Here is a 23,419-nt window from a genome sequence, read left to right as displayed (position 1 = left end):
TTGATATACCCGTCAGAGTGACGGGTGATAAGGAGATCATCACAATGACATTTAAGATCTGGCAAATTGGTTTGCATTTACAACAGCAAGAAGTGGCAGCGGTTGCGATCGTGCGGGGCGCAAAAGAATGCTTTTTGCAACGCTGGTGGCGGTTGCCGCTGGCGCACGACATTATCAAAGATGGGCGGATTGTTGATGCGCAGCAGCTGGCTAAAACGTTGTTACCGTGGAGTCGCGAACTGCCGCAGCGTCATCACATTATGTTGGCGTTTCCCGCCAGTCGCACATTACAGCGGTCATTTCCGCGCCCGTCGATGTCCCTTGGTGAGCGGGAGCAAACGGCCTGGCTGTCAGGGACGATGGCCCGCGAGCTGGATATGGATCCGGACTCCCTGCGCTTCGATTACAGCGAAGACTCACTCAGCCCCGCTTATAACGTGACTGCCGCGCAAAGCAAAGAGCTGGCAACGCTGCTTACGCTGGCAGAAAGGTTGCGTGTTCATGTTAGTGCGATCACCCCGGATGCCAGTGCATTACAGCGATTCCTGCCTTTTTTACCTTCTCATCAGCAATGTCTGGCCTGGCGTGATAACGAACAGTGGCTGTGGGCGACGCGCTATAGCTGGGGGCGCAAACTGGCGGTGGGGATGACTAGCGCGAAGGAGCTGGCGGCAGCGTTATCCGTTGATCCCGACAGCGTCGCGATATGTGGCGAAGGCGGATTTGACCCCTGGGAGGCCGTTTCTGTTCGTCAGCCGCCGCTACCGCCGCCTGGTGGAGACTTTGCCATCGCGCTGGGGCTGGCGCTTGGGAAGGCGTACTGATGAACCCGCCAATTAATTTTTTGCCCTGGCGACAGCAACGCCGGACCGCTTTTCTGCGTTTCTGGTTGCTGATGTTCGTTGCGCCTCTGCTGCTGGCCGTCGGGATAACGCTAATACTGCGTCTGACAGGCAGCGCCGAAGCGCGCATAGACGCAGTTTTGCTTCAGGCGGAACAACAACTCGCCCGCAGCTTACAGATAACGAAGCCACGTTTGCTGGAGCAACAGCAGTTACGCGAACAGCGTTCGCAACGGCAGCGCCAGCGACAATTTACCCGCGACTGGCAATCTGCGCTGGAAGCACTGGCGGCGCTTTTACCCGAGCACGCCTGGCTGACAACGATAAGCTGGCAGCAGGGAACGCTGGAGATCAAGGGGCTGACAACAAGCATTACCGCGTTAAACGCACTAGAAACGTCACTCCGCCAGGATGCGTCTTTTCATCTCAATCAGCGGGGAGCCACGCAGCAGGATGCGCAGGGACGCTGGCAATTTGAGTATCAGTTAACAAGGAAGGTTAGCGATGAACATGTTCTTTGACTGGTGGTTCGCCACATCACCCCGCCTCCGCCAGTTTTGCTGGGCATTCTGGTTGCTGATGTTAGTTACGCTCATTTTTCTATCATCGACACACCATGAAGAGCGCGACGCATTAATTCGACTACGGGCAAGTCATCACCAGCAGTGGGCCGCACTGTATCGCCTGGTAGACACCACTCCCTTCAGCGAGGAAAAAACGCTGCCCTTTTCGCCACTGGATTTTCAGTTATCCGGCGCGCAACTGGTTTCCTGGCATCCATCCGCGCAGGGAGGCGAGTTGGCGTTGAAAACGCTGTGGGAAGCAGTGCCGTCGGCATTTACACGGCTGGCAGAGCGCAACGTCAGCGTGAGCCGTTTTTCGTTAAGCGTGGAAGGTGATGATCTTTTGTTCACGCTACAACTGGAGATGCCGCATGAGGGTTAAACGCTGGTTGTTGGCAGGTATTGCATTGTGCCTTTTAACCGGTATGCGTGACCCTTTTAAATCGCCGGAAGATCTATGCCGGATTAGCGAACTTAGCCAGTGGCGCTATCAGGGGATGGTAGGGCGAGGCGAGCGCATCATCGGTGTAATAAAAGACGGGCAAAAGAAATGGCGACGGGTGCAGCAAAACGATGTGCTGGAAAACGGCTGGACAATTTTACAGCTGACGCCAGACGTACTAACGCTGGGTACCGGGACAAACTGCGAACCGCCACAATGGTTGTGGCAACGGCAAGGAGATACAAATGAAGCAATGGATAGCCGCACTACTGTTGATGCTGATATCCGGCGTACAGGCGGCAAAGCCGCAAAAAGTGACGCTGATGGTGGATGACGTTCCGGTAGCTCAGGTGTTGCAGGCGCTGGCTGAACAGGAGAAGTTGAACCTGGTCGTGTCGCCAGACGTCAGCGGTACGGTGTCGTTACATCTAACAGATGTTCCCTGGAAGCAGGCACTACAAACTGTAGTGAAAAGCGCCGGACTGATAACGCGGCAGGAAGGCAACATTCTCTCAGTGCATTCCATTGCCTGGCAGAATGACAATATCGCCCGCCAGGAGGCGGAGCAGGCGCGGGCGCAGGCAAATCTGCCGCTGGAAAATCGCAGTATAACCCTGCAATACGCCGACGCGGGAGAACTGGCGAAAGCGGGGGAGAAGCTACTGAGTGCCAAAGGGAGTATGACCGTCGATAAACGCACCAATCGCCTTTTGCTACGAGATAACAAAACGGCGTTAAGCGCGCTTGAACAGTGGGTAGCGCAAATGGATCTGCCGGTCGGGCAGGTTGAGCTGTCGGCGCATATTGTCACCATTAATGAAAAAAGTTTGCGTGAGTTAGGCGTGAAATGGACGCTGGCCGATGCGCAACACGCTGGTGGCGTTGGGCAAGTCACCACGCTTGGTAGCGACCTCTCCGTAGCGACGGCGACAACGCATGTCGGTTTTAACATTGGGCGCATCAACGGACGCTTGCTGGATCTTGAGCTTTCCGCGCTCGAACAAAAACAGCAGCTGGATATTATCGCCAGTCCGCGTCTGCTGGCCTCACATCTTCAGCCTGCCAGCATTAAACAGGGGAGCGAAATTCCATATCAGGTTTCCAGCGGGGAAAGTGGCGCGACGTCGGTGGAATTTAAAGAGGCCGTCCTGGGGATGGAGGTCACGCCCACGGTGTTACAAAAAGGTCGCATCCGGCTGAAATTACACATCAGCCAGAACGTTCCGGGGCAGGTGCTACAGCAGGCCGATGGCGAAGTGCTGGCGATTGATAAGCAGGAGATCGAAACGCAGGTCGAGGTAAAAAGCGGAGAAACGTTGGCGCTGGGCGGCATTTTTACCCGTAAAAATAAATCGGGTCAGGATAGCGTACCGTTGCTTGGCGACATTCCCTGGTTCGGGCAATTATTTCGTCATGACGGAAAAGAAGATGAACGACGCGAGTTAGTGGTGTTTATCACGCCACGACTGGTTTCCAGTGAGTAAACAGCCGTAAAAGCGGTAATGTTTTTATGCTGAACGTGTTTCATCTATTTGACGCGCGCAGGTATTTAGCATACAAGGAGTACCGATTTGAGAGTTGGTGCTCTTCGCTGCCTGCGTTCCATGATGATGATTTATCATTCAGGCGGCATTTTGCTGTCTTTTTTACGCTAATCTTACCCGGTGATTTATCGCCAGAGCGGTGGTAGCAAGGCAGTGCGCTTGCAGCGACCAGATATGCAGAGGGATGGGTGATTTATTCAGTTGCCAAACCCGCTGGAGTATTGAGATAATTTTCAGTCTGACTCTCGCAATATCTTATGAGGTTTCAGTTCATGTCCTGCGGCGCTCTCTGAGCGAAGCGGGTTTATCATTAACGAATAGTCTTAGTAGTACCGAAAAAATGGCAGAGAAACGCAATATCTTTCTGGTTGGGCCTATGGGTGCCGGAAAAAGCACTATTGGGCGCCAGTTAGCTCAAAAACTCAATATGGAATTTTACGATTCCGATCAAGAGATTGAGAAACGAACCGGAGCTGATGTGGGCTGGGTTTTCGATTTAGAAGGCGAAGAAGGCTTCCGCGATCGCGAAGAAAAGGTCATCAATGAGTTGACCGAGAAACAGGGTATTGTGCTGGCTACTGGCGGCGGCTCTGTGAAATCCCGTGAAACGCGTAACCGTCTTTCCGCTCGTGGCGTTGTCGTTTATCTTGAAACGACCATCGAAAAGCAACTTGCACGCACGCAGCGTGATAAAAAACGCCCGTTGCTGCACGTTGAAACACCGCCGCGTGAAGTTCTGGAAGCGTTGGCCAATGAACGCAATCCGCTGTATGAAGAGATTGCCGACGTGACCATTCGTACTGATGATCAAAGCGCTAAAGTGGTTGCAAACCAGATTATTCACATGCTGGAAAGCAACTAATTCTGGCTTTATATACACTCGTCTGCGGGTACAGTAATTAAGGTGGATGTCGCGTTATGGAGAGGATTGTCGTTACTCTCGGGGAACGTAGTTACCCAATTACCATCGCATCTGGTTTGTTTAATGAACCAGCTTCATTCTTACCGCTGAAATCGGGCGAGCAGGTCATGTTGGTCACCAGCGAAACCCTGGCTCCTCTGTATCTCGATAAGGTCCGCGGCGTACTTGAACAGGCGGGTGTTAACGTCGATAGCGTTATCCTCCCTGACGGCGAGCAGTATAAAAGCCTAGCTGTACTCGATACCGTCTTTACGGCGTTGTTACAAAAGCCGCATGGTCGCGATACTACGCTGGTGGCGCTTGGCGGCGGCGTAGTGGGCGATCTGACCGGCTTCGCGGCGGCGAGTTATCAGCGCGGTGTTCGTTTCATTCAAGTCCCGACGACGTTACTGTCGCAGGTCGATTCCTCCGTTGGCGGCAAAACTGCGGTCAACCATCCCCTCGGTAAAAACATGATTGGCGCGTTCTACCAGCCTGCTTCAGTGGTGGTGGATCTCGACTGTCTGAAAACGCTTCCCCCGCGTGAGTTAGCGTCGGGGCTGGCAGAAGTCATCAAATACGGCATTATTCTTGACGGTGCGTTTTTTAACTGGCTGGAAGAGAATCTGGATGCGTTGTTGCGTCTGGACGGTCCGGCAATGGCGTACTGTATTCGCCGTTGTTGTGAACTGAAGGCAGAAGTTGTCGCTGCCGACGAGCGCGAAACCGGGTTACGTGCTTTACTGAATCTGGGACACACCTTTGGTCATGCCATTGAAGCTGAAATGGGGTATGGCAATTGGTTACATGGTGAAGCGGTCGCTGCGGGTATGGTGATGGCGGCGCGGACGTCGGAACGTCTCGGGCAGTTTAGTTCTGCCGAAACGCAGCGTATTATAACCCTGCTCACGCGGGCTGGGTTACCGGTCAATGGGCCGCGCGAAATGTCCGCGCAGGCGTATTTACCGCATATGCTGCGTGACAAGAAAGTCCTTGCGGGAGAGATGCGCTTAATTCTTCCGTTGGCAATTGGTAAGAGTGAAGTTCGCAGCGGCGTTTCGCACGAGCTTGTTCTTAACGCCATTGCCGATTGTCAATCAGCGTAACAACAAGAAAGGTCAGGCCGCTTATCAAGCGGTCTATTAGCTTCAGGTTAATTGCAACGTGGTAAGCATTAACCTTTTAGTGGGGTGTTAAATGGATGAATTCAAACCAGAAGACGAGCTGAAACCCGATCCCAGCGATCGTCGTACTGGTCGTTCTCGTCAATCTTCTGAACGTTCTGAGCGTACTGAACGTGGCGAACCGCAGATCAATTTTGATGATATTGAACTTGATGACACTGACGATCGCCGTCCGACTCGTGCGCAAAAAGAGCGCAATGAGGAACCGGAAATCGAAGAAGAAATTGACGAATCCGAAGATGAAACCGTGGATGAAGAGCGCGTAGAGCGTCGTCCGCGTAAGCGCAAAAAAGCAGCCAGTAAACCCGCTTCTCGTCAGTATATGATGATGGGCGTCGGCATTCTGGTTCTACTGCTGTTGATCATCGGTATCGGTTCTGCGCTAAAAGCCCCCTCGACCACTTCCAGCGATCAAACCGCGTCTGGCGAGAAGAGTATTGATCTTGCTGGCAATGCGACCGATCAGGCGAATGGCGTGCAGCCAGCGCCGGGAACCACGTCTGCGGAAAATACTCAGCAGGATGTTTCTCTGCCACCGATCTCTTCTACGCCGACTCAAGGGCAAACCCCGGTGGCAACGGATGGTCAACAACGTGTTGAAGTGCAGGGTGACCTGAACAATGCGCTGACCCAGCCACAAAATCAGCAACAGCTGAACAATGTGGCGGTCAATTCCACGTTGCCGACTGAACCCGCAACGGTTGCGCCTGTTCGCAATGGCAATGCATCGCGTGACACGGCGAAAACGCAAACCGCTGAACGTCCGTCCACTACGCGCCCAGTTCGTCAGCAGGCGGTGATTGAACCGAAAAAACCGCAAGCAACCGTGAAAACGGAGCCGAAGCCGGTAGCACAGACGCCGAAGCGTACTGAACCAGCTGCCCCTGTGGCGAGCACGAAGGCACCGGCTGCGACTTCTACGCCAGCACCAAAAGAGACGGCGACTACGGCTCCAGTACAGACGGCATCCCCGGCGCAAACCACGGCAACACCAGCCGCTGGAGGGAAGACCGCAGGTAATGTTGGTTCGTTGAAATCGGCACCGTCCAGCCATTACACTCTGCAGCTGAGCAGTTCCTCTAACTACGACAACCTGAACGGTTGGGCGAAGAAAGAGAATCTGAAAAACTACGTTGTCTATGAAACGACGCGTAATGGTCAGCCGTGGTATGTCCTGGTTTCTGGCGTGTACGCTTCGAAAGAAGAGGCGAAAAAAGCGGTATCTACATTGCCAGCAGATGTTCAGGCCAAAAACCCGTGGGCGAAACCGCTGCGTCAGGTACAGGCCGATCTGAAGTAATCAAGGTTATCTCCCGCAATGGTTTATCGTTGCGGGAGCTGCCTGAAGCGCTGGATGCTGTCGGAGCTTTCTCCACAGCCGGAGAAGGTGTAATTAGTTAGTCGGCATGAAGAAAAATCGCGCTTTTTTGAAGTGGGCAGGGGGCAAGTATCCCCTGCTTGATGATATTAAACGGCATTTGCCCAAGGGCGAATGTCTGGTTGAGCCTTTTGTAGGTGCCGGGTCGGTGTTTCTCAACACCGACTTTTCTCGTTATATCCTTGCCGATATCAATAGCGACCTGATCAGTCTCTATAACATTGTGAAGATGCGTACTGATGAGTACGTACAGGCCGCACGCGAGCTGTTTGTTCCCGAAACAAATTGCGCCGAGGTTTACTATCAGTTCCGCGAAGAGTTCAACAAAAGCCAGGATCCGTTCCGTCGGGCGGTACTGTTTTTATATTTGAACCGCTACGGTTACAACGGCCTGTGTCGTTACAATCTGCGCGGTGAGTTTAACGTGCCGTTTGGCCGCTACAAAAAACCCTATTTCCCGGAAGCAGAGTTGTATCACTTCGCTGAAAAAGCGCAGAATGCCTTTTTCTATTGTGAGTCTTACGCCGATAGCATGGAGCGCGCAGATGATGCATCCGTCGTCTATTGCGATCCGCCTTATGCACCGCTGTCTGCGACCGCCAACTTTACGGCGTATCACACAAACAGTTTTACGCTTGAACAACAAGCGCATCTGGCGGAGATCGCCGAAGGTCTGGTTGAGCGCCATATTCCAGTGCTGATCTCCAATCACGATACGATGTTAACGCGTGAGTGGTATCAGCGCGCAAAATTGCATGTCGTCAAAGTTCGACGCAGTATAAGCAGCAACGGCGGCACACGTAAAAAGGTGGACGAACTGCTGGCTTTGTACAAACCAGGAGTCGTTTCACCCGCGAAAAAATAATTCTCAAGGAGAAGCGGATGAAACAGTATTTGATTGCCCCCTCAATTCTGTCGGCTGATTTTGCCCGCCTGGGTGAAGATACCGCAAAAGCCCTGGCAGCTGGCGCTGATGTCGTGCATTTTGACGTCATGGATAACCACTATGTTCCCAATCTGACGATTGGGCCAATGGTGCTGAAATCCTTGCGTAACTACGGCATTACCGCCCCTATCGACGTACATCTGATGGTGAAACCCGTCGATCGCATTGTGCCTGATTTCGCTGCCGCTGGTGCCAGCATCATTACCTTTCATCCAGAAGCCTCCGAGCATGTTGACCGCACGCTGCAACTGATTAAAGAAAATGGCTGTAAAGCGGGTCTGGTATTTAACCCGGCGACACCTCTGAGCTATCTGGATTACGTGATGGATAAGCTGGATGTGATCCTGCTGATGTCCGTCAACCCTGGTTTCGGCGGTCAGTCTTTCATTCCTCAAACACTGGATAAACTGCGCGAAGTACGTCGCCGTATCGACGAGTCTGGCTTTGACATTCGTCTGGAAGTGGACGGTGGCGTGAAGGTGAACAACATTGGCGAAATCGCTGCGGCGGGCGCGGATATGTTCGTCGCCGGTTCGGCAATCTTCGACCAGCCAGACTATAAAAAAGTCATTGATGAAATGCGCAGTGAACTGGCAAAGGTAAGTCATGAATAAGTTTGAAGATATTCGCGGCGTCGCTTTTGATCTTGATGGTACGCTGGTCGACAGTGCTCCTGGTCTTGCTGCTGCGGTAGATATGGCGCTGTATGCGCTGGAGTTGCCCGTCGCAGGTGAAGAACGCGTTATTACCTGGATTGGTAACGGCGCAGATGTTCTGATGGAGCGCGCATTGACCTGGGCGCGTCAGGAACGTGCGACTCTGCGTAAAACAATGGGGAAACCGCCCGTTGATGACGACATTCCGGCAGAAGAACAGGTACGTATTCTGCGTAAACTGTTCGATCGCTACTATGGCGAGGTTGCCGAAGAGGGGACGTTTTTGTTCCCGCACGTTGCCGATACGTTGGGCGCGTTGCAGGCTAAAGGCCTGCCGCTAGGCCTGGTCACCAACAAACCGACGCCGTTCGTCGCGCCGCTGCTCGAAGCCTTAGATATTGCCAAATACTTTAGCGTGGTTATCGGCGGCGATGATGTGCAAAACAAAAAACCGCATCCGGACCCGCTGTTACTGGTGGCTGAGCGGATGGGAATTGCCCCACAACAGATGCTGTTTGTCGGCGACTCACGCAATGATATTCAGGCGGCAAAAGCGGCAGGTTGCCCATCAGTTGGCTTAACCTACGGATATAACTACGGCGAGGCTATCGATCTCAGCCAGCCTGATGTAATTTATCAGTCTATAAATGACCTTCTGCCCGCATTAGGGCTTCCGCATAGCGAAAATCAGGAATCGAAAAATGACTAAGCCCATCGTTTTTAGTGGCGCACAGCCCTCAGGTGAATTGACCATTGGTAACTACATGGGTGCGCTGCGTCAGTGGGTAAACATGCAGGATGACTACCATTGCATTTACTGTATCGTTGACCAACACGCGATCACCGTGCGCCAGGATGCACAGAAGCTGCGTAAAGCGACGTTGGATACGCTGGCCTTGTATCTGGCTTGTGGTATCGATCCTGAGAAAAGCACCATTTTTGTTCAGTCCCACGTACCAGAACATGCGCAGTTAGGCTGGGCACTGAACTGCTATACCTACTTCGGCGAACTGAGTCGCATGACGCAGTTTAAAGATAAATCTGCGCGTTATGCCGAGAACATCAACGCTGGTCTGTTTGACTATCCGGTGCTGATGGCTGCGGACATCCTGCTGTATCAAACTAATCTGGTACCGGTGGGTGAAGACCAGAAACAGCACCTGGAACTGAGTCGCGATATCGCCCAGCGTTTCAACGCGCTGTATGGCGAGATCTTTAAGGTGCCGGAGCCGTTTATTCCGAAATCTGGCGCGCGCGTAATGTCGCTGCTGGAGCCGACCAAGAAGATGTCCAAGTCTGACGATAACCGCAATAACGTTATCGGCCTGCTGGAAGATCCGAAATCGGTAGTGAAGAAAATCAAACGCGCGGTCACTGACTCCGACGAGCCGCCGGTAGTTCGCTACGATGTGCAGAACAAAGCGGGCGTTTCCAACCTGCTGGATATCCTTTCTGCGGTAACGGGCCAGAGCATCCCAGAACTGGAAAAACAGTTCGAAGGCAAGATGTATGGTCATCTGAAAGGTGAAGTGGCTGATGCCGTTTCCGGTATGCTGACTGAATTGCAGGAACGCTATCACCGTTTCCGCAACGATGAAGCCTTCCTGCAACAGGTGATGAAAGACGGCGCAGAAAAAGCCAGTGTACACGCTTCCCGTACGCTGAAAGCGGTGTACGAAGCGATTGGTTTTGTGGCGAAGCCGTAATATCAAAACGCTCGGACGGTCCCCTCGCCCCTTTGGGGAGAGGGTTAGGGTGAGGGGAGCAGGCAAGCGCCAGTGGGAATTACCCTTTGCTCGCATTGTCGAATAAATCACTTCGTCATCACTCTGAAACCGGGGAAACCCGGTTTTTTTATCCTCTTTTCGCAACAACCCGAAAAAATGTGAAGCGCCTCGCCGTTTCCACATCTCGTCGTCGCCACTTATCTTCATTTTAATGAAGATATAAATATTCATTTTATTGAAAATATATTATGCGTCGAACGTTTATCAAAAAAGAAGGCGTCGTCATCACGACACTGGCCCGTTATTTGTTGGGTGAAAAATGCGGTAATCGACTGAAAACCATAGATGAGCTGGCAACTGAATGCCGTTCATCGGTTGGCCTGACGCAGGCCGCGTTGAAAACGCTGGAATCAAGCGGAGCGATACGGATTGAACGCCGTGGGCGCAATGGCAGTTATCTTGTCGAGATGGATAACAAAGCATTGCTGAGTCATGTGGATATCAACAACGTGGTATGTGCGATGCCTTTGCCCTATACCCGCTTGTACGAAGGTTTAGCGAGCGGATTGAAAGCCCAGTTTGATGGCATTCCTTTTTACTATGCGCATATGCGCGGCGCGGATATTCGCGTGGAGTGTTTACTTAACGGTGTCTATGACATGGCAGTAGTTTCCCGCCTGGCGGCGGAAAGTTATCTCAGCCAAAACAATTTGTGCATCGCCCTCGAGCTTGGCCCGCATACGTATGTTGGTGAACATCAACTGATATGCCGCAAAGGTGAGTCTGGAAATGTTAAGCGAGTAGGTCTCGATAGTCGTTCGGCGGATCAGAAAATCATGACCGATGTCTTTTTTGGCGATAGTGATGTGGAACGAGTCGATCTCTCTTATCACGAGAGTTTACAACGCATTGTTAAAGGCGATGTCGATGCGGTGATCTGGAACGTGGTGGCGGAAAACGAACTGACCATGCTGGGATTAGAGGCGACGCCGCTAACAGACGATCCGCGATTTTTACTGGCCACCGAAGCCGTGGTCCTGACGCGAGTCGATGATTACCCAATGCAACAATTGCTGCGTGCCGTTGTAGATAAACACGCCCTGCTTGCCCATCAACAACGGGTGGTGAGTGGGGAACAGGAACCCAGTTATTAAACGAAAGGCATCTGATATGGAAACCAGACTCAACCTGCTTTGCGAGGCAGGCGTTATTGATAAGGACGTCTGCAAAGGCATGATGCAGGTCGTCAACGTACTGGAAAAAGAGTGCCATCTGCCGGTGCGCAGTGAGCAAGGAACGATGGCGATGACACATATGGCGAGTGCACTGATGCGCAGTCGCCGTGGTGAAGAAATAGAGCCGCTGGATAACGAGTTGCTGGCGGAACTGGCGCAATCCAGCCACTGGCAAGCCGTTGTGCAATTGCATCAGGTGTTGTTGAAGGAATTCGCTCTGGAAGTTAACCCGTGTGAAGAAGGCTATTTTCTGGCCAATCTTTATGGATTATGGATGGCTGCTAACGAAGAGGTTTGAAGCTCCCGACAAATCCACGTCGCACAACCTAAATATTTAAAAAAATGAATATTTAATTCAAGGAACAGAAACGAGGCAACAAGATGTTTGTAGAAGCATTGAAACGCCAGAACCCGGCGCTGATTTCCGCCGCACTAAGTTTGTGGCAGCAGGGCAAAATCGCCCCGGACAGCTGGGTGATCGACGTGGATCAGATACTGGAAAACGGTAAGCGGCTCATTGAGACGGCGCGGCTTTACGGCATTGAACTGTATCTGATGACCAAGCAATTTGGTCGTAATCCGTGGCTGGCGGAAAAATTGCTGGCATTAGGCTACAGCGGCATTGTGGCGGTGGATTACAAAGAGGCGCGAGTCATGCGCCGCGCTGGTTTGCCAGTGGCGCATCAGGGGCATCTGGTACAAATCCCTTGTCATCAGGTTGCTGACGCCGTTGAACAGGGCACCGACATCATCACCGTGTTTACTCTCGACAAAGCACGGGAAGTTTCTGCGGCAGCGGTTAAGGCCGGACGGGTCCAGCCTGTGCTGCTCAAAGTTTATAGCGACGATGATTTTCTTTATCCGGGGCAGGAGAGCGGTTTTGTACAGCATTCGCTGCACGAGGTGATTGCTGAAATTAAGAAACTGCCGGGGCTGCATTTAGCCGGACTAACCCATTTCCCTTGCCTGCTTTGGGATGAGGCTGCCGGGAAAGTTTTGCCAACACCGAATCTTCACACGCTGGTACAAGCACGGGATCAACTGGCGAAATCTGGTATTGCGATTGAGCAACTGAACGTACCTTCAGCGACCAGCTGCACTTCGCTGCCATTGCTGGCGGAATACGGTGCGACTCATGCCGAACCCGGTCATGCGCTGACCGGTACTATTCCGGCAAACCAGCAGGGCGATCAGCCTGAACGTATCGCGATGCTCTGGTTAAGTGAAATCTCCCATCATTTCCGTGGCGACAGCTACTGCTACGGCGGCGGTTACTACCGTCGTGGTCATGCGCAACATGCGCTGGTGTTTACGCCAGAAAATCAAAAGATTACTGAAACCAATCTCAAAACCGTGGATGACAGCAGTATCGACTATACCCTGCCGCTGGCAGGCGAGTATCCGGTGAGCAGTGCAGTGGTGCTCTGTTTTCGCACGCAGATTTTTGTCACCCGTAGCGATGTGGTGCTGGTGTCCGGTATTCAGCGCGGCGAACCAGAAATAGTTGGTCGTTATGACAGCCTCGGCAACCCTCTGAAGGCATAAATGGCGCGATTTGTGGTGTTAGTGATTGATAGCTTTGGCGTAGGGGCAATGAAAGATGTCACGCTGGTGCGTCCGCAAGATGCCGGGGCGAATACCTGTGGTCACATCCTGAGCCAGTTGCCGCATTTGCAGCTACCAACGTTGGAGAAGCTGGGGCTAATCAACACATTGGGTTATGCGCCAGGCGATATGCAGCCGTCAGATTCCGCAACCTGGGGCGTGGCAGAGCTGCAACATGAAGGTGGCGATACCTTTATGGGGCATCAGGAAATTTTAGGCACGCGCCCGTTACCGCCGCTGCGGATGCCTTTTCGCGATGTGATTGACCGTGTTGAGCAGGCATTAGTTTCCGCTGGCTGGCAGGTGGAGCGCCGTGGCGATGATCTGCAATTTCTGTGGGTCAATCAGGCGGTTGCGATTGGCGATAATCTCGAGGCGGATTTAGGCCAAGTCTATAACATTACCGCCAATCTCTCTGTGATCTCTTTTGACGACGCAATCAAAATTGGTCGTATCGTGCGTGACCAGGTACAGGTCGGTCGGGTCATTACATTTGGCGGCCTGTTAACCAACAGTCAGCGTATTCTCGATGCCGCAGAAAGCAAAGAAGGGCGCTTTATTGGTATTAATGCGCCGCGTTCTGGCGCTTATGACAACGGCTTCCAGGTCGTGCATATGGGCTACGGTGTTGATGAAAAAGTGCAGGTGCCGCAAAAACTGTATGAAGCGGGCGTGCCAACCGTGCTGGTGGGTAAGGTGGCAGATATCGTCAGCAATCCTTATGGTGTGAGCTGGCAAAACCTGGTGGATAGCCAGCGGATTATGGATATCACCCTCGACGAATTTAACACCCATCCGACGGCGTTTATTTGCATCAATATCCAGGAAACCGACCTCGCTGGTCATGCAGAAGACGTCGCACGTTATGCCGAACGTTTGCAGGTCGTTGACCGTAACCTTGCCCGGCTTGTTGAGGCGATGCAGCCAGATGATTGCCTGGTCGTGATGGCGGATCACGGTAACGATCCGACCATTGGTCACAGCCACCATACCCGTGAAGTGGTGCCAGTGCTGGTTTATCAGCAAGGGCTGGTCGCCACGCAGCTCGGTGTGCGCACCACGCTTTCTGATGTGGGAGCTACCGTGTGTGAATTTTTCCGTGCGCCACCGCCACAAAATGGTCGCTCTTTTCTTTCCTCCCTCCGGTTTGCAGGAGACACCCTATGAGTTTTGATCCGACGGGTTACACCCTGGCCCATGAGCATCTGCATATTGATCTCTCCGGCTTTAAAAACAACGTGGACTGCCGCCTTGATCAGTATGCGTTCATTTGCCAGGAGATGAACGACCTGATGACCCGGGGTGTACGTAATGTGATTGAGATGACCAACCGTTACATGGGGCGCAATGCGCAATTTATGCTCGATGTAATGCGCGAAACCGGGATCAACGTGGTGGCCTGTACTGGTTATTACCAGGATGCGTTTTTCCCGGAACATGTGGTGACCCGCAGCGTGCAGGAACTGGCGCAGGAGATGGTCGATGAAATTGAACAGGGTATCGATGGCACGGAGCTGAAAGCCGGGATCATCGCGGAGATCGGCTCCAGCGAAGGAAAGATTACGCCGCTGGAAGAGAAGGTATTTATTGCCGCTGCGCTGGCGCATAACCAGACCGGACGCCCGATCTCCACGCATACGTCGTTCAGCACCATGGGGCTGGAACAACTGGCTCTGTTGCAAGCCCACGGAGTTGATCTTTCGCGCGTCACCGTTGGTCACTGCGATCTGAAAGACAACCTCGACAACATTTTGAAGATGATCGATCTCGGCGCGTACGTGCAGTTCGACACCATTGGTAAGAACAGTTACTACCCGGACGAAAAGCGCATTGCGATGCTCCACGCGCTACGTGACCGTGGGTTGCTGAACCGCGTCATGCTGTCGATGGATATTACGCGCCGCTCCCATTTAAAAGCCAATGGTGGTTATGGCTATGACTATTTATTGACCACCTTTATTCCGCAATTGTGCCAGTCAGGATTCAGTCAGGCCGATGTGGATGTGATGTTACGTGAAAATCCCTCTCAATTTTTCCAATAAGGACAGACTCATGAAAAAGATTGGCGTTGCAGGCTTACAGCGTGAGCAGATTAAAAAAACCATTGAAGCGACGGCTCCTGGCTGTTTTGAAGTTTTCATTCACAACGACATGGAAGCGGCAATGAAGGTGAAATCCGGGCAACTAGATTATTACATTGGCGCGTGTAATACCGGTGCGGGCGCGGCATAAAGCGAAAGACGAGCATATCGCCAAAATGATCGCTGAAGGGAAAGTGGCGTTTGGCCTTTCCGTTGAGCACGTCGAACACGCGATTCCGATGTTGATTAACCATCTGAAATAAAAGGCACGACTATGGATCTGTATATTCAGATTATCGTGGTGGCGTGCCTGACGGGTATGACATCGCTTCTGGCGCATCGCTCGGCGGCTGTTTTTCATGACGGCATCCACCCGATCCTGCCGCAACTGATTGAAGGCTATATGAACCGTCGCGAGGCGGGGAGTATCGCTTTTGGTCTGAGCATTGGTTTTGTGGCCTCGGTGGGGATCTCTTTTACCCTGAAAACCTGGCTGCTCAACGCATGGTTACTCTTTCTTCCTACCGATATCCTCGGCGTACTGGCGATAAACAGCCTGATGGCGTTTGGTCTTGGCGCTATCTGGGGCGTGTTGATCCTTACTTGCCTGTTGCCAGTTAACCAGCTGCTGACCGCGCTGCCGGTGGATGTATTAGGTAGCCTCGGGGAATTAAGCTCGCCGGTGGTTTCTGCTTTTGCACTGTTCCCGCTGGTGGCGATTTTCTACCAGTTTGGCTGGAAGCAAAGTCTGGTCGCCGCCGTGGTTGTTCTGATGACCCGTGTGGTAGTCGTGCGCTATTTCCCACATCTTAACCCTGAATCCATCGAAATCTTTATTGGCATGGTGATGCTGCTGGGGATCGCGATAACTCACGACCTGCGTCATCGTGATGAAAATGACATCGATGCCAGCGGGCTTTCGGTGTTTGAAGAGCGCACGTCGCGGATTATCAAAAACTTACCTTATATCGCCATCGTGGGAGCATTGATTGCCGCCGTTGCCAGTATGAAGATTTTTGCTGGTAGCGAAGTTTCGATCTTCACACTGGAGAAAGCGTATTCCGCAGGCGTGACGCCGGAACAATCGCAAACGCTGATTAATCAGGCGGCTCTGGCAGAATTTATGCGCGGACTGGGGTTTGTGCCGTTGATTGCCACCACCGCCTTAGCAACGGGTGTGTATGCAGTTGCGGGCTTTACCTTTGTTTATGCGGTGGGCTATCTCTCGCCGAATCCGATGGTTGCAGCGGTATTAGGCGCAGTGGTTATTTCGGCGGAAGTCTTGCTGCTTCGTTCGATCGGCAAATGGCTGGGACGCTACCCGTCGGTGCGTAATGCGTCGGATAACATCCGTAACGCCATGAATATGCTGATGGAAATGGCGCTGCTGGTCGGTTCGATTTTCGCAGCAATTAAGATGGCGGGTTATACCGGATTCTCTATCGCGGTTGCTATTTACTTCCTCAACGAATCCCTGGGCCGTCCGGTACAGAAAATGGCGGCACCGGTCGTGGCAGTAATGATCACCGGTATTCTGCTGAATGTTCTTTACTGGCTTGGCCTGTTCGTTCCGGCTTAAGGAAGGCTCCTATGAAGACGTTTCCTTTGCAAAGCCTGACTCTTGCTGAAGCGCAGCAAAAGCAGTTTGCGCTGGTGGACACTATTTGCCGCCATTTTCCAGGCAGCGAGTTTCTTGCTGGCGGTGATTTAGGGTTAACTCCAGGTCTGAATCAACCGCGTATTACCCAACGGGTGGAGCAGGTGCTGGCTGATGCATTTCACGCACAGGCCGCGGCGCTGGTGCAGGGCGCGGGGACTGGCGCGATTCGCGCCGGGCTGGCGGCTTTGCTCAAACCGGGGCAGCGTCTTCTGGTGCATGACGCGCCTGTTTACCCGACGACACGGGTTATTATTGAGCAGATGGGGCTGACGCTTATTACTGCTGATTTCAATGACCTGTTGGCACTGAAGCAGGTCGTCGACGAGCAACAACCTGATGCCGCGCTGGTGCAGCATACGCGCCAGCAGCCGCAGGACAGCTATGTGCTGGCAGATGTGCTGGCAACGTTGCGCGCGGCAGGTGTTCCAGCGTTAACCGATGATAACTATGCGGTGATGAAGGTAGCGCGAATCGGCTGTGAATGCGGCGCGAATGTCTCGACATTCTCCTGCTTCAAGCTGTTTGGGCCGGAGGGCGTTGGTGCAGTGGTTGGCGATGCCGATGTTATTAGTCGGATTCGCGCCACGCTTTACTCCGGCGGTAGCCAGATCCAGGGCTCACAGGCGCTGGAAGTCTTGCGTGGTCTGGTGTTCGCGCCAGTGATGCATGCGGTGCAGGCGGGAGTATCCGAACGGTTGCTGGCTTTGCTTAACGGCGGCGCGGTGGCGGAAGTGAAAAGCGCCGTCATTGCCAATGCGCAGTCGAAGGTGTTGATTGTCGAGTTTCATCAGCTGATTGCCGCCAGGGTGCTGGAAGAAGCGCAAAAGCGTGGCGCGTTGCCTTACCCGGTCGGTGCAGAGTCGAAATATGAAATCCCGCCGCTCTTCTATCGACTTTCAGGAACGTTTCGCCAGGCGAATCCACAACTCGAACATTGTGCGATTCGCATTAACCCGAATCGCAGCGGTGAAGAGACGGTGCTGCGGATTTTGCGTGAGAGTATTGCGAGTATTTAATGCTGGATAGCACCGTTCGGCAATCAAGCTAAATTCCGCACTGAACGCTCCCCTCGCCCCTTTGGGGAGAGGGTTAGGGTGAGGGGAACGTGCGGGATGTAAAATTCAGTGCGCCAGCATCGCCGGATGCGATGCTGGCGCATCTTATCCGGCCTACGGTTAATGTCTTTTATTATCAATCGTTAAGGTGATGCGATTGGCGCGGCAGAAGAGTTCGGAGACGTGCACCGGTTTGTCATTCTGATCAAAGGCGATTTTGCTGATGCGAAACAACGGTTCGCCCAGTTCGCATTTCAGCCATTTTGCCTGCGGGCGGGTGGCGGCAAAGATATCGATGGTCTTTTTGTCGCTGACCACTCGCGTGTCAAAACGCTCCTGAAATAACTGATAGGTGGAGCTTCCTTCGACGTAAATCTCATCAAAGTCAGGATAACGCGACAGCGGGATCCATGAACTATCAATAAACAGCGGCTCTTTATCGAGATACATCACCCGGCAGAGATGGAACACTTCGCTGTTTCCGGGGATGTTCAGCTTTTCGCAAAACGGCGCGGCGCTGACCCGTTCCTGTTCGATCACTTTCTCTTTCGTCGCCTTGCCTTGTGAGACGCCAAAATCGGTAAAACCACTGACAGTAAGCAGGGCGTTTTCAACTTTCTGGCTTTGTACAAAGGTGCCTTTTCCCTGCCAGCGGATCAGTACGCCGTCTGCCACTAAGTCGCTGATGGCTTTGCGAATGGTAATGCGGCTGACGTTATATTGTGTACAAAGCTCGTTTTCGGTAGGGATCTGTTGCCCGGCCTGGTAAACCCCCTGCGCGATATCATCCAGCAGCCGCTGGCGGACGGTAGCGTAGAGGAGTTGATGAGAGTAGCGGTCCGTAGCTGACATAATCGACCCTGAAATAAAGAATGAATTACTCGGATTATAGGGTCGTTTTCCGGCAAGTAACAGCACGTTGGCGTGAAGATGCTCACGCCAACGTTATACCTACCAGGCACCGTGGTACTGAATGGTTTTCGCCGCGCACGCCGTTCCCTGCGCCATCGCCTGCGGTAATGTCATCCCCGCAGACCAGCCGCAAAGGAATCCGGCAATGAACGAATCTCCGGCACCCATGGTGTCGATAACCGTCACCGGTTCAGGAGCCTGACGCCAGAACTGCGCGCCATCCCAGGCAATGCTGCCGTTTTCACCCAGCGTGACAATCACTGTTCCTGCGCCACGGGCAACAATCGCTTTCATCTTCAGACGCAGCGCTTCGTCTTCTTGCGGTGCGGAGGCAAAGGCAAAATCGAGATGCGGCACCAGTGTCTGCCAGAGCGGGCTGTCCCACTTGTCGGAGAAGTCGAAAGCGGTAAGTTTGCCCGCAGCGTGCAGCTGTGGGAATGCGTCTTCCGCATGTCCCCAGATTGCCGCGTGCACAATGTCATACTGCGCCAGCCAGGCGTAATCCTCTTCACTCAGGGCAAAGTCGGCCATCACGCCTTCGGTGTAGTCGCCAAAAACGCGATCATTGTCGTGCAGTTCCACCTGAGTTTGTGCGGTAACGCCGTGTTTCGTATGGACATGGCTGATATCGACGCCCATGCGGGCGAGATCCTGCTTCAGCTTTGTGCCGTAGTCATCGTCACCCACCCAGGTAATGCATCCCGGCTGTATGCCGTAGCGAGTGCAGTACACCGCCACATTGACCGCATTACCGCCAGAAAACGCTTTATTCAGTTGCGGGTAGATATCGACGCAGTTATCGCCGATTGTCGCTAGGGTTTTCATCTCTCATCCTCCGGCAGCAGCGCGCGAAAGCGTTCCAGCGCCTGGCGGGCATAGAGTCTGGGCTCGTTCATATACATCGTCACCAGCTCCACCGTACAGTAACCCTCATAGCCCCGATCAATAATATCGCGCATCAGTTCCCGCAGCGGCATTTTGCCTTCTCCAGGAATGTAATGCGTGTCGCTGGCCCCGTCGCTGTCGACAATATGCAGATGACGTAATTTATCGCCCAGTTTGTCGAAATAACTCATCACCGGTTCCGCCTGGACATACGGCGCGCAAATGTCGACCATGCTGAACAGGCGCGGCGAAGGCACCAGCGCCAGCGCATGAAGCACATCATTAGCATTACACACGACGTTCGATTCATACGGCGTTAACGGTTCGAGGATCAGATCCATGCCGATGTTTTCCGCGTACTCACACAGTTCGCTTAAGTTCTCTGCCAGCCGCCCCCAGATAACGTTAGGCGGCGTGAGATAGCCCGCGTGGGCCGCAGAAATCAGCGTATAACCCGCGTTCATCTCTTTTGCCATATATATCGCCAGCTTGATCATGTCCAGGCTTTCACGACGCATATGTTCATCGCCCAGCATCATGTTATACGGATAGCCGTTGGTTTCTGGCGTGTAACCGATAATCGGCATCTGATACGTCTGCGCCAGCGCCTTGATTTGTTTGATGCCGCCCGCTTTTAAGTCCGGCGCGAACGCGTGCGGGCGACCGCCCCAAATTTCGATGCCGTCGTAACCCAGCTCGCTTGCATCACGAAATGCGTGTTCAATAGGCAGCCGCTGGTGGCCGCAGGTAAACATACCTGTTTTCATCGGGTAACTCCTTGCGTAAATCCGGCCCGTTGCCGGGCCGGGAGAGGGATTAATATTCCACCAGACCACCGTAATAGCGGCGTTCATCCGGGTTGTGATCTTTGTAAATAGACAGGTAGTAGCAGAGCCACTCCATTGGCACGAACATCAGGAACGGTGCCAGCCACGGGTGCAGCCCTTGCGAAATTTCGGCGTAATCGATGACGATCACGTTGTCAGTACGCTGTTTAACAAAGTTAATGGCGCGTTCGGTGGTGTGGCGACTTTCATCATTGCCGAGCAGGAACAGGAACGGAACGCCCGGTTCGACAATCTCCAGCGGGCCATGGCGGAACTCTCCGCTCTCAATCACGCAGCCGTGCGTCCAGGTAAATTCCATCAGCGTTACAATGCCTTCTTTGTAACCCAGCGGACGCAGCGGACCCGCAGCAACGGTATAAATCATCGGCCACTGGCTGGCCAGTTCACCAAGCTGGCGGCCTTTTTCTTCCCAGGTGCGTACCAGATGACCGAGCGCATTCGGCAACTGCTTGAGATCGTTTTTGATCTTGCCGATTTCCGCGTTCGGCGCGAGGAGGGTGATCATCTCCAGCACCACGCTGTAGCAGAGCAGCAGGTGAATTTCCCAGATACAGTCGGCCTGATAATCAATGCTAAATTCCGCCGCCGAGGTAATCGGGCTGTCCGCGCGTTTGGTGAACGCCGCAGTGAGTGCGCCGCAGGCCCGGCCCAGCTCCAGCGCTTTGATTACCTCTTCCGTTTTACCGTAGTCAGAAACGCCAATCACCGCGCAACGATCGTCGAGGCGATACGGGGTGTTATCGCAGAACTCCCAGCCGGAAATGGCGTAGACCTGAAGATCGGAAAAGCGATCCGCCAGATGTTTCGCCGTTTGCGCCGCGTTGAGTGGCGAGCCGCAGGCAACGAAATAAATACGATCAATGTCGCGCTTCACCATCTCTTCCACGATGGCGTGCACCAGCGGAACGTCATGGCTGAGAACTTTTTCCACTTCCTGAACCATATTTTCGGTGACCAGAAAGTCCACGGTGCTTTTATCAATATCCAACATTTTATTTTCTTCAGATAACATTACGACAAAGCGTTGAGCTGGCGGCTACGCTTCGCCCAGAAGGCGTAAGCAGGCAGACCAGTAGCAATAACGATGACGGCGCAGATAAGGCCGGGAATCGGTGCCCAGACAAAGGTTGAGGCGACCAGAATGAGGCTTGACGCAATGGCGAGGGTGGTCATCAGCCCGAAAGCCGGAGTACGCCACAGCGGTTTGTAATCGTCGCGTTTACGACACCAGATGATGGAGCCGAAGGTGAGGGTATTTTTGAAACACATCACCAGGGTGAAATAACCCAGCAGGCTGGTGAGATCGGAAACGAAGATGAAGAAGATCCCCAGCGCCCCTTGCAGGATGATGGAGACATCCGGCGTGTTGTATTTCGGATGCACATGGCCGAAGCATTTAAAGAACAGGTTGTCTTTCGCCATCGCGTATTCCAGCCGCGGCTGGTACATCACGCAGCTGGAAAGCGAACCAAGAATGACGATCATCGCCGTGATGGCAACAAAGATCCCAGCGGTGCTGCCGAGTGCGGGGATCTAGGTCAGGGCGTCGGAAATCGGCGTTTCAGAATTGGCGAGTTTGTCGAAGGGCATCAGGCCGGAAATCACCAGCGCCAGCAGGGTGTAGAGCACCAGAACCAGCAGACAGGAACCAATCAGCGCTCGTGGCATGGTTTTTCCGGGGTTTTTAATTTCGCCGGTCATATAACAGATAGAGGCCATGCCGGTATACGACCAACTGGTGGCAGAGATCCCCGCCAGCAGCGCCATAAAGCTGCCCGTTGCGCCAATCGCAGTGGTGGTAAGGGCGGCAAAATTCTCCGCTTTAAACCAGAAGATCCCAAGGCCAATGACGATAGTGAACGGGATAATTTTGGCGATGGTAATTAGCGTCTGAAACGCTGCGCCGCCTTCAACGGAGCGCAGGTGTAGCAACATAAAGGCGATAATTAATCCGGCGGCGATAAATTTACCGAGCAACGGATCGATAGGCGTTAAAAAGCCAAGATTGCTGACAATCGCCAGCGCCATAATCGACAATGACGGCGCATCGTTGGCCCAGAAGCTGGCCCAGCCGGAGAGGAAAGCCAGCGGTCGGCTTCCGGCATTTTTCAGATAAACATAATCTGCGCCATTTTCCGGATAAGCGGTGGATAGTTCCGCATAGACGCACATTTGCGGGATCACAATTAACCCGCCAATGACAAACGCGAGCACCGTAAGCCACGGCGTGCCCGCTGCTTTTGCCACTTCACCCACAGATACAAAAATACCGGAGCCGACGGTTGTCCCGACGGCGATTGCAAGAACGGCCCAAAATCCGAGCTTGCGTTGGAGTTCCTGGCTTCCCATAGCGATACCTTTTTCTTGTCCAATACGTTGTAGGGGAGAGTTTGCAGTCATTTAAAAGGCAACATGACAATGCATGATGAATATAACAACATATGATGTTGTGTAATGTGGAGGAAGATCACAAAATTTCGCACAGGATCGCGCTGTGGCTAATGGATGTAGTTATAAAATTGAATTTAAAGTGAAAATATTTTTACGGGCGGGGGCAAGAAGGACATAGAAACAAATACGCCCTCGGAAAATCCAGAGGGCGTCGGGCAATTAAACCGGTGTTAGCCGATTTCTGTCAGAGACTTACTGTGCAGTAGGACCGCAACCGCCAATGATTTTAGAAATAGAAATTGCCGGGTGCAGCAGGTAGTCGTAAGAGCAGTTCTTATCACGGTTTTCAATATGACCAGTACATGCAGTTAACGTAGCCAGTACTGCACCTACCAGTGCAACTTTAATAAATTTGTTCATTTACATTCCCTATGTATTATATATTAATTAATATTCATTGATTATATGAATATAAGCAGACTGCTCGTTAAGAACGATACAGGAATATTTAATTGGCGTCAGTGAGCGAATGACTTAATTTTGTAAGTCGCTGTAACGGTGAAT

The 23,419-nt window shown here is 52.8% G+C and carries 24 protein-coding genes and 2 pseudogenes; 20 read left to right on the top strand and 6 right to left on the bottom strand.

The window, feature by feature from the left end:
• Nucleotides 1-44 precede the first annotated feature (44 nt).
• From hofM to ACUU1I_RS01550, 20 genes and pseudogenes are all read left to right on the top strand, one after another.
• On the top strand, nt 45-824 hold the full coding sequence (gene hofM / locus ACUU1I_RS01645; protein WP_005072125.1) for a DNA utilization protein HofM: 780 nt from the start codon (nt 45-47) through the stop codon (nt 822-824).
• Nucleotides 824-1,363, top strand: coding sequence for a DNA utilization protein HofN (gene hofN, locus ACUU1I_RS01640; protein WP_001069315.1), 540 nt, complete (start codon nt 824-826; stop codon nt 1,361-1,363). The genes hofM and hofN overlap by 1 nt, the downstream gene beginning before the upstream one ends.
• The gene (hofO, locus tag ACUU1I_RS01635; protein WP_001055752.1) at nt 1,347-1,787 is read left to right on the top strand and encodes a DNA utilization protein HofO; all 441 of its coding nucleotides are present in this window, start codon (nt 1,347-1,349) and stop codon (nt 1,785-1,787) included. Before hofN ends, hofO begins: the two co-directional genes overlap by 17 nt.
• Complete coding sequence (hofP, locus tag ACUU1I_RS01630; protein WP_005116070.1) at nt 1,777-2,181, top strand: DNA utilization protein HofP; 405 nt, start codon at nt 1,777-1,779, stop codon at nt 2,179-2,181. The genes hofO and hofP overlap by 11 nt, the downstream gene beginning before the upstream one ends.
• Entirely contained in the window at nt 2,093-3,331 is a 1,239-nt protein-coding gene (gene hofQ / locus ACUU1I_RS01625) for a DNA uptake porin HofQ (RefSeq protein ID WP_000816019.1), read from the top strand. Before hofP ends, hofQ begins: the two co-directional genes overlap by 89 nt.
• A gap of 400 nt (nt 3,332-3,731) precedes the next feature.
• The gene (gene aroK, locus ACUU1I_RS01620; protein WP_005072129.1) at nt 3,732-4,253 is read left to right on the top strand and encodes a shikimate kinase AroK; all 522 of its coding nucleotides are present in this window, start codon (nt 3,732-3,734) and stop codon (nt 4,251-4,253) included.
• Nucleotides 4,254-4,309: 56 nt separating this feature from the next.
• Nucleotides 4,310-5,398, top strand: a complete 1,089-nt coding sequence (aroB, locus tag ACUU1I_RS01615) for a 3-dehydroquinate synthase (protein WP_000439871.1) — start codon at nt 4,310-4,312, stop codon at nt 5,396-5,398.
• Between the two features lie 91 nt (nt 5,399-5,489).
• Nucleotides 5,490-6,776: a cell division protein DamX gene (gene damX, locus ACUU1I_RS01610; protein ID WP_000343216.1), complete on the top strand. Its 1,287-nt coding sequence runs from the start codon at nt 5,490-5,492 to the stop codon at nt 6,774-6,776.
• Between the two features lie 106 nt (nt 6,777-6,882).
• Nucleotides 6,883-7,719 (top strand): adenine-specific DNA-methyltransferase, encoded by an 837-nt coding sequence (gene dam / locus ACUU1I_RS01605; protein WP_000742151.1) that lies wholly within the window; start codon nt 6,883-6,885, stop codon nt 7,717-7,719.
• Between the two features lie 17 nt (nt 7,720-7,736).
• Nucleotides 7,737-8,414 (top strand): ribulose-phosphate 3-epimerase, encoded by a 678-nt coding sequence (gene rpe / locus ACUU1I_RS01600; RefSeq protein ID WP_000816280.1) that lies wholly within the window; start codon nt 7,737-7,739, stop codon nt 8,412-8,414.
• Nucleotides 8,407-9,165 carry a phosphoglycolate phosphatase gene (gene gph, locus ACUU1I_RS01595; protein WP_001031720.1) on the top strand — a complete coding sequence of 253 codons (759 nt, stop codon included), beginning with the start codon at nt 8,407-8,409 and terminating at the stop codon, nt 9,163-9,165. The genes rpe and gph overlap by 8 nt, the downstream gene beginning before the upstream one ends.
• Nucleotides 9,158-10,162, top strand: coding sequence for a tryptophan--tRNA ligase (trpS, locus tag ACUU1I_RS01590; RefSeq protein ID WP_000165553.1), 1,005 nt, complete (start codon nt 9,158-9,160; stop codon nt 10,160-10,162). The genes gph and trpS overlap by 8 nt, the downstream gene beginning before the upstream one ends.
• A 269-nt stretch (nt 10,163-10,431) precedes the next feature.
• Nucleotides 10,432-11,337: a GntR family transcriptional regulator YhfZ gene (gene yhfZ / locus ACUU1I_RS01585; protein WP_001254806.1), complete on the top strand. Its 906-nt coding sequence runs from the start codon at nt 10,432-10,434 to the stop codon at nt 11,335-11,337.
• 16 nt (nt 11,338-11,353) lie between these two features.
• On the top strand, nt 11,354-11,716 hold the full coding sequence (locus ACUU1I_RS01580) for a hypothetical protein (protein ID WP_005072136.1): 363 nt from the start codon (nt 11,354-11,356) through the stop codon (nt 11,714-11,716).
• Nucleotides 11,717-11,799: 83 nt separating this feature from the next.
• Nucleotides 11,800-12,963, top strand: a complete 1,164-nt coding sequence (locus ACUU1I_RS01575) for a YhfX family PLP-dependent enzyme (RefSeq protein ID WP_000497333.1) — start codon at nt 11,800-11,802, stop codon at nt 12,961-12,963.
• Nucleotides 12,964-14,190 (top strand): phosphopentomutase, encoded by a 1,227-nt coding sequence (locus ACUU1I_RS01570; protein WP_000090633.1) that lies wholly within the window; start codon nt 12,964-12,966, stop codon nt 14,188-14,190.
• Entirely contained in the window at nt 14,187-15,065 is an 879-nt protein-coding gene (locus ACUU1I_RS01565) for a phosphotriesterase-related protein (RefSeq protein WP_000007017.1), read from the top strand. The genes ACUU1I_RS01570 and ACUU1I_RS01565 overlap by 4 nt, the downstream gene beginning before the upstream one ends.
• A gap of 10 nt (nt 15,066-15,075) precedes the next feature.
• A pseudogene (locus ACUU1I_RS01560) lies at nt 15,076-15,367 on the top strand (DUF2620 family protein).
• Nucleotides 15,368-15,378: 11 nt separating this feature from the next.
• Nucleotides 15,379-16,683, top strand: a complete 1,305-nt coding sequence (locus ACUU1I_RS01555; RefSeq protein ID WP_000366834.1) for a YhfT family protein — start codon at nt 15,379-15,381, stop codon at nt 16,681-16,683.
• An 11-nt stretch (nt 16,684-16,694) separates the two neighbouring features.
• Complete coding sequence (locus tag ACUU1I_RS01550; RefSeq protein WP_000847154.1) at nt 16,695-17,780, top strand: aminotransferase class I/II-fold pyridoxal phosphate-dependent enzyme; 1,086 nt, start codon at nt 16,695-16,697, stop codon at nt 17,778-17,780.
• A gap of 159 nt (nt 17,781-17,939) precedes the next feature.
• On the opposite strand, the gene frlR is transcribed toward ACUU1I_RS01550, so the two are convergent.
• The 6 genes and pseudogenes from frlR to ACUU1I_RS01520 all read right to left on the bottom strand — a co-directional run bounded on the left by frlR (nt 17,940) and on the right by ACUU1I_RS01520 (nt 23,275).
• Nucleotides 17,940-18,671, bottom strand: a complete 732-nt coding sequence (gene frlR, locus ACUU1I_RS01545) for a DNA-binding transcriptional regulator FrlR (RefSeq protein WP_001276847.1) — start codon at nt 18,669-18,671, stop codon at nt 17,940-17,942.
• Between the two features lie 99 nt (nt 18,672-18,770).
• Nucleotides 18,771-19,556, bottom strand: coding sequence for a fructoselysine 6-kinase (gene frlD, locus ACUU1I_RS01540; protein WP_000853346.1), 786 nt, complete (start codon nt 19,554-19,556; stop codon nt 18,771-18,773).
• Nucleotides 19,553-20,383 carry a fructoselysine 3-epimerase gene (frlC, locus tag ACUU1I_RS01535; protein WP_000847822.1) on the bottom strand — a complete coding sequence of 277 codons (831 nt, stop codon included), beginning with the start codon at nt 20,381-20,383 and terminating at the stop codon, nt 19,553-19,555. The genes frlD and frlC overlap by 4 nt, the downstream gene beginning before the upstream one ends.
• Before the next feature lie 49 nt (nt 20,384-20,432).
• Complete coding sequence (gene frlB, locus ACUU1I_RS01530) at nt 20,433-21,455, bottom strand: fructoselysine 6-phosphate deglycase (RefSeq protein WP_005072143.1); 1,023 nt, start codon at nt 21,453-21,455, stop codon at nt 20,433-20,435.
• A 20-nt stretch (nt 21,456-21,475) separates the two neighbouring features.
• Nucleotides 21,476-22,813 (bottom strand): annotated as a pseudogene (gene frlA / locus ACUU1I_RS01525) (fructoselysine/psicoselysine transporter).
• 294 nt (nt 22,814-23,107) lie between these two features.
• Nucleotides 23,108-23,275, bottom strand: coding sequence for a YhfL family protein (locus ACUU1I_RS01520; RefSeq protein WP_001031834.1), 168 nt, complete (start codon nt 23,273-23,275; stop codon nt 23,108-23,110).
• Nucleotides 23,276-23,419 lie beyond the last annotated feature (144 nt).

Source organism: Shigella sp. SIG3, assembly GCF_053555855.1.
Note: the sequence above shows the minus strand (reverse complement) of the source record. Positions and strands in the feature narration are given on the sequence as shown.

Coding starts and splice junctions, on each gene's coding strand:
- hofM (WP_005072125.1), top strand. CDS start 45: ATGACATTTAAGATCTGGCAAATTGGTTTGCATTTACAACAGCAAGAA.
- hofN (WP_001069315.1), top strand. CDS start 824: ATGAACCCGCCAATTAATTTTTTGCCCTGGCGACAGCAACGCCGGACC.
- hofO (WP_001055752.1), top strand. CDS start 1,347: ATGAACATGTTCTTTGACTGGTGGTTCGCCACATCACCCCGCCTCCGC.
- hofP (WP_005116070.1), top strand. CDS start 1,777: ATGAGGGTTAAACGCTGGTTGTTGGCAGGTATTGCATTGTGCCTTTTA.
- hofQ (WP_000816019.1), top strand. CDS start 2,093: ATGAAGCAATGGATAGCCGCACTACTGTTGATGCTGATATCCGGCGTA.
- aroK (WP_005072129.1), top strand. CDS start 3,732: ATGGCAGAGAAACGCAATATCTTTCTGGTTGGGCCTATGGGTGCCGGA.
- aroB (WP_000439871.1), top strand. CDS start 4,310: ATGGAGAGGATTGTCGTTACTCTCGGGGAACGTAGTTACCCAATTACC.
- damX (WP_000343216.1), top strand. CDS start 5,490: ATGGATGAATTCAAACCAGAAGACGAGCTGAAACCCGATCCCAGCGAT.
- dam (WP_000742151.1), top strand. CDS start 6,883: ATGAAGAAAAATCGCGCTTTTTTGAAGTGGGCAGGGGGCAAGTATCCC.
- rpe (WP_000816280.1), top strand. CDS start 7,737: ATGAAACAGTATTTGATTGCCCCCTCAATTCTGTCGGCTGATTTTGCC.
- gph (WP_001031720.1), top strand. CDS start 8,407: ATGAATAAGTTTGAAGATATTCGCGGCGTCGCTTTTGATCTTGATGGT.
- trpS (WP_000165553.1), top strand. CDS start 9,158: ATGACTAAGCCCATCGTTTTTAGTGGCGCACAGCCCTCAGGTGAATTG.
- yhfZ (WP_001254806.1), top strand. CDS start 10,432: ATGCGTCGAACGTTTATCAAAAAAGAAGGCGTCGTCATCACGACACTG.
- ACUU1I_RS01580 (WP_005072136.1), top strand. CDS start 11,354: ATGGAAACCAGACTCAACCTGCTTTGCGAGGCAGGCGTTATTGATAAG.
- ACUU1I_RS01575 (WP_000497333.1), top strand. CDS start 11,800: ATGTTTGTAGAAGCATTGAAACGCCAGAACCCGGCGCTGATTTCCGCC.
- ACUU1I_RS01570 (WP_000090633.1), top strand. CDS start 12,964: ATGGCGCGATTTGTGGTGTTAGTGATTGATAGCTTTGGCGTAGGGGCA.
- ACUU1I_RS01565 (WP_000007017.1), top strand. CDS start 14,187: ATGAGTTTTGATCCGACGGGTTACACCCTGGCCCATGAGCATCTGCAT.
- ACUU1I_RS01555 (WP_000366834.1), top strand. CDS start 15,379: ATGGATCTGTATATTCAGATTATCGTGGTGGCGTGCCTGACGGGTATG.
- ACUU1I_RS01550 (WP_000847154.1), top strand. CDS start 16,695: ATGAAGACGTTTCCTTTGCAAAGCCTGACTCTTGCTGAAGCGCAGCAA.
- frlR (WP_001276847.1), bottom strand. CDS start 18,671: ATGTCAGCTACGGACCGCTACTCTCATCAACTCCTCTACGCTACCGTC.
- frlD (WP_000853346.1), bottom strand. CDS start 19,556: ATGAAAACCCTAGCGACAATCGGCGATAACTGCGTCGATATCTACCCG.
- frlC (WP_000847822.1), bottom strand. CDS start 20,383: ATGAAAACAGGTATGTTTACCTGCGGCCACCAGCGGCTGCCTATTGAA.
- frlB (WP_005072143.1), bottom strand. CDS start 21,455: ATGTTGGATATTGATAAAAGCACCGTGGACTTTCTGGTCACCGAAAAT.
- ACUU1I_RS01520 (WP_001031834.1), bottom strand. CDS start 23,275: ATGAACAAATTTATTAAAGTTGCACTGGTAGGTGCAGTACTGGCTACG.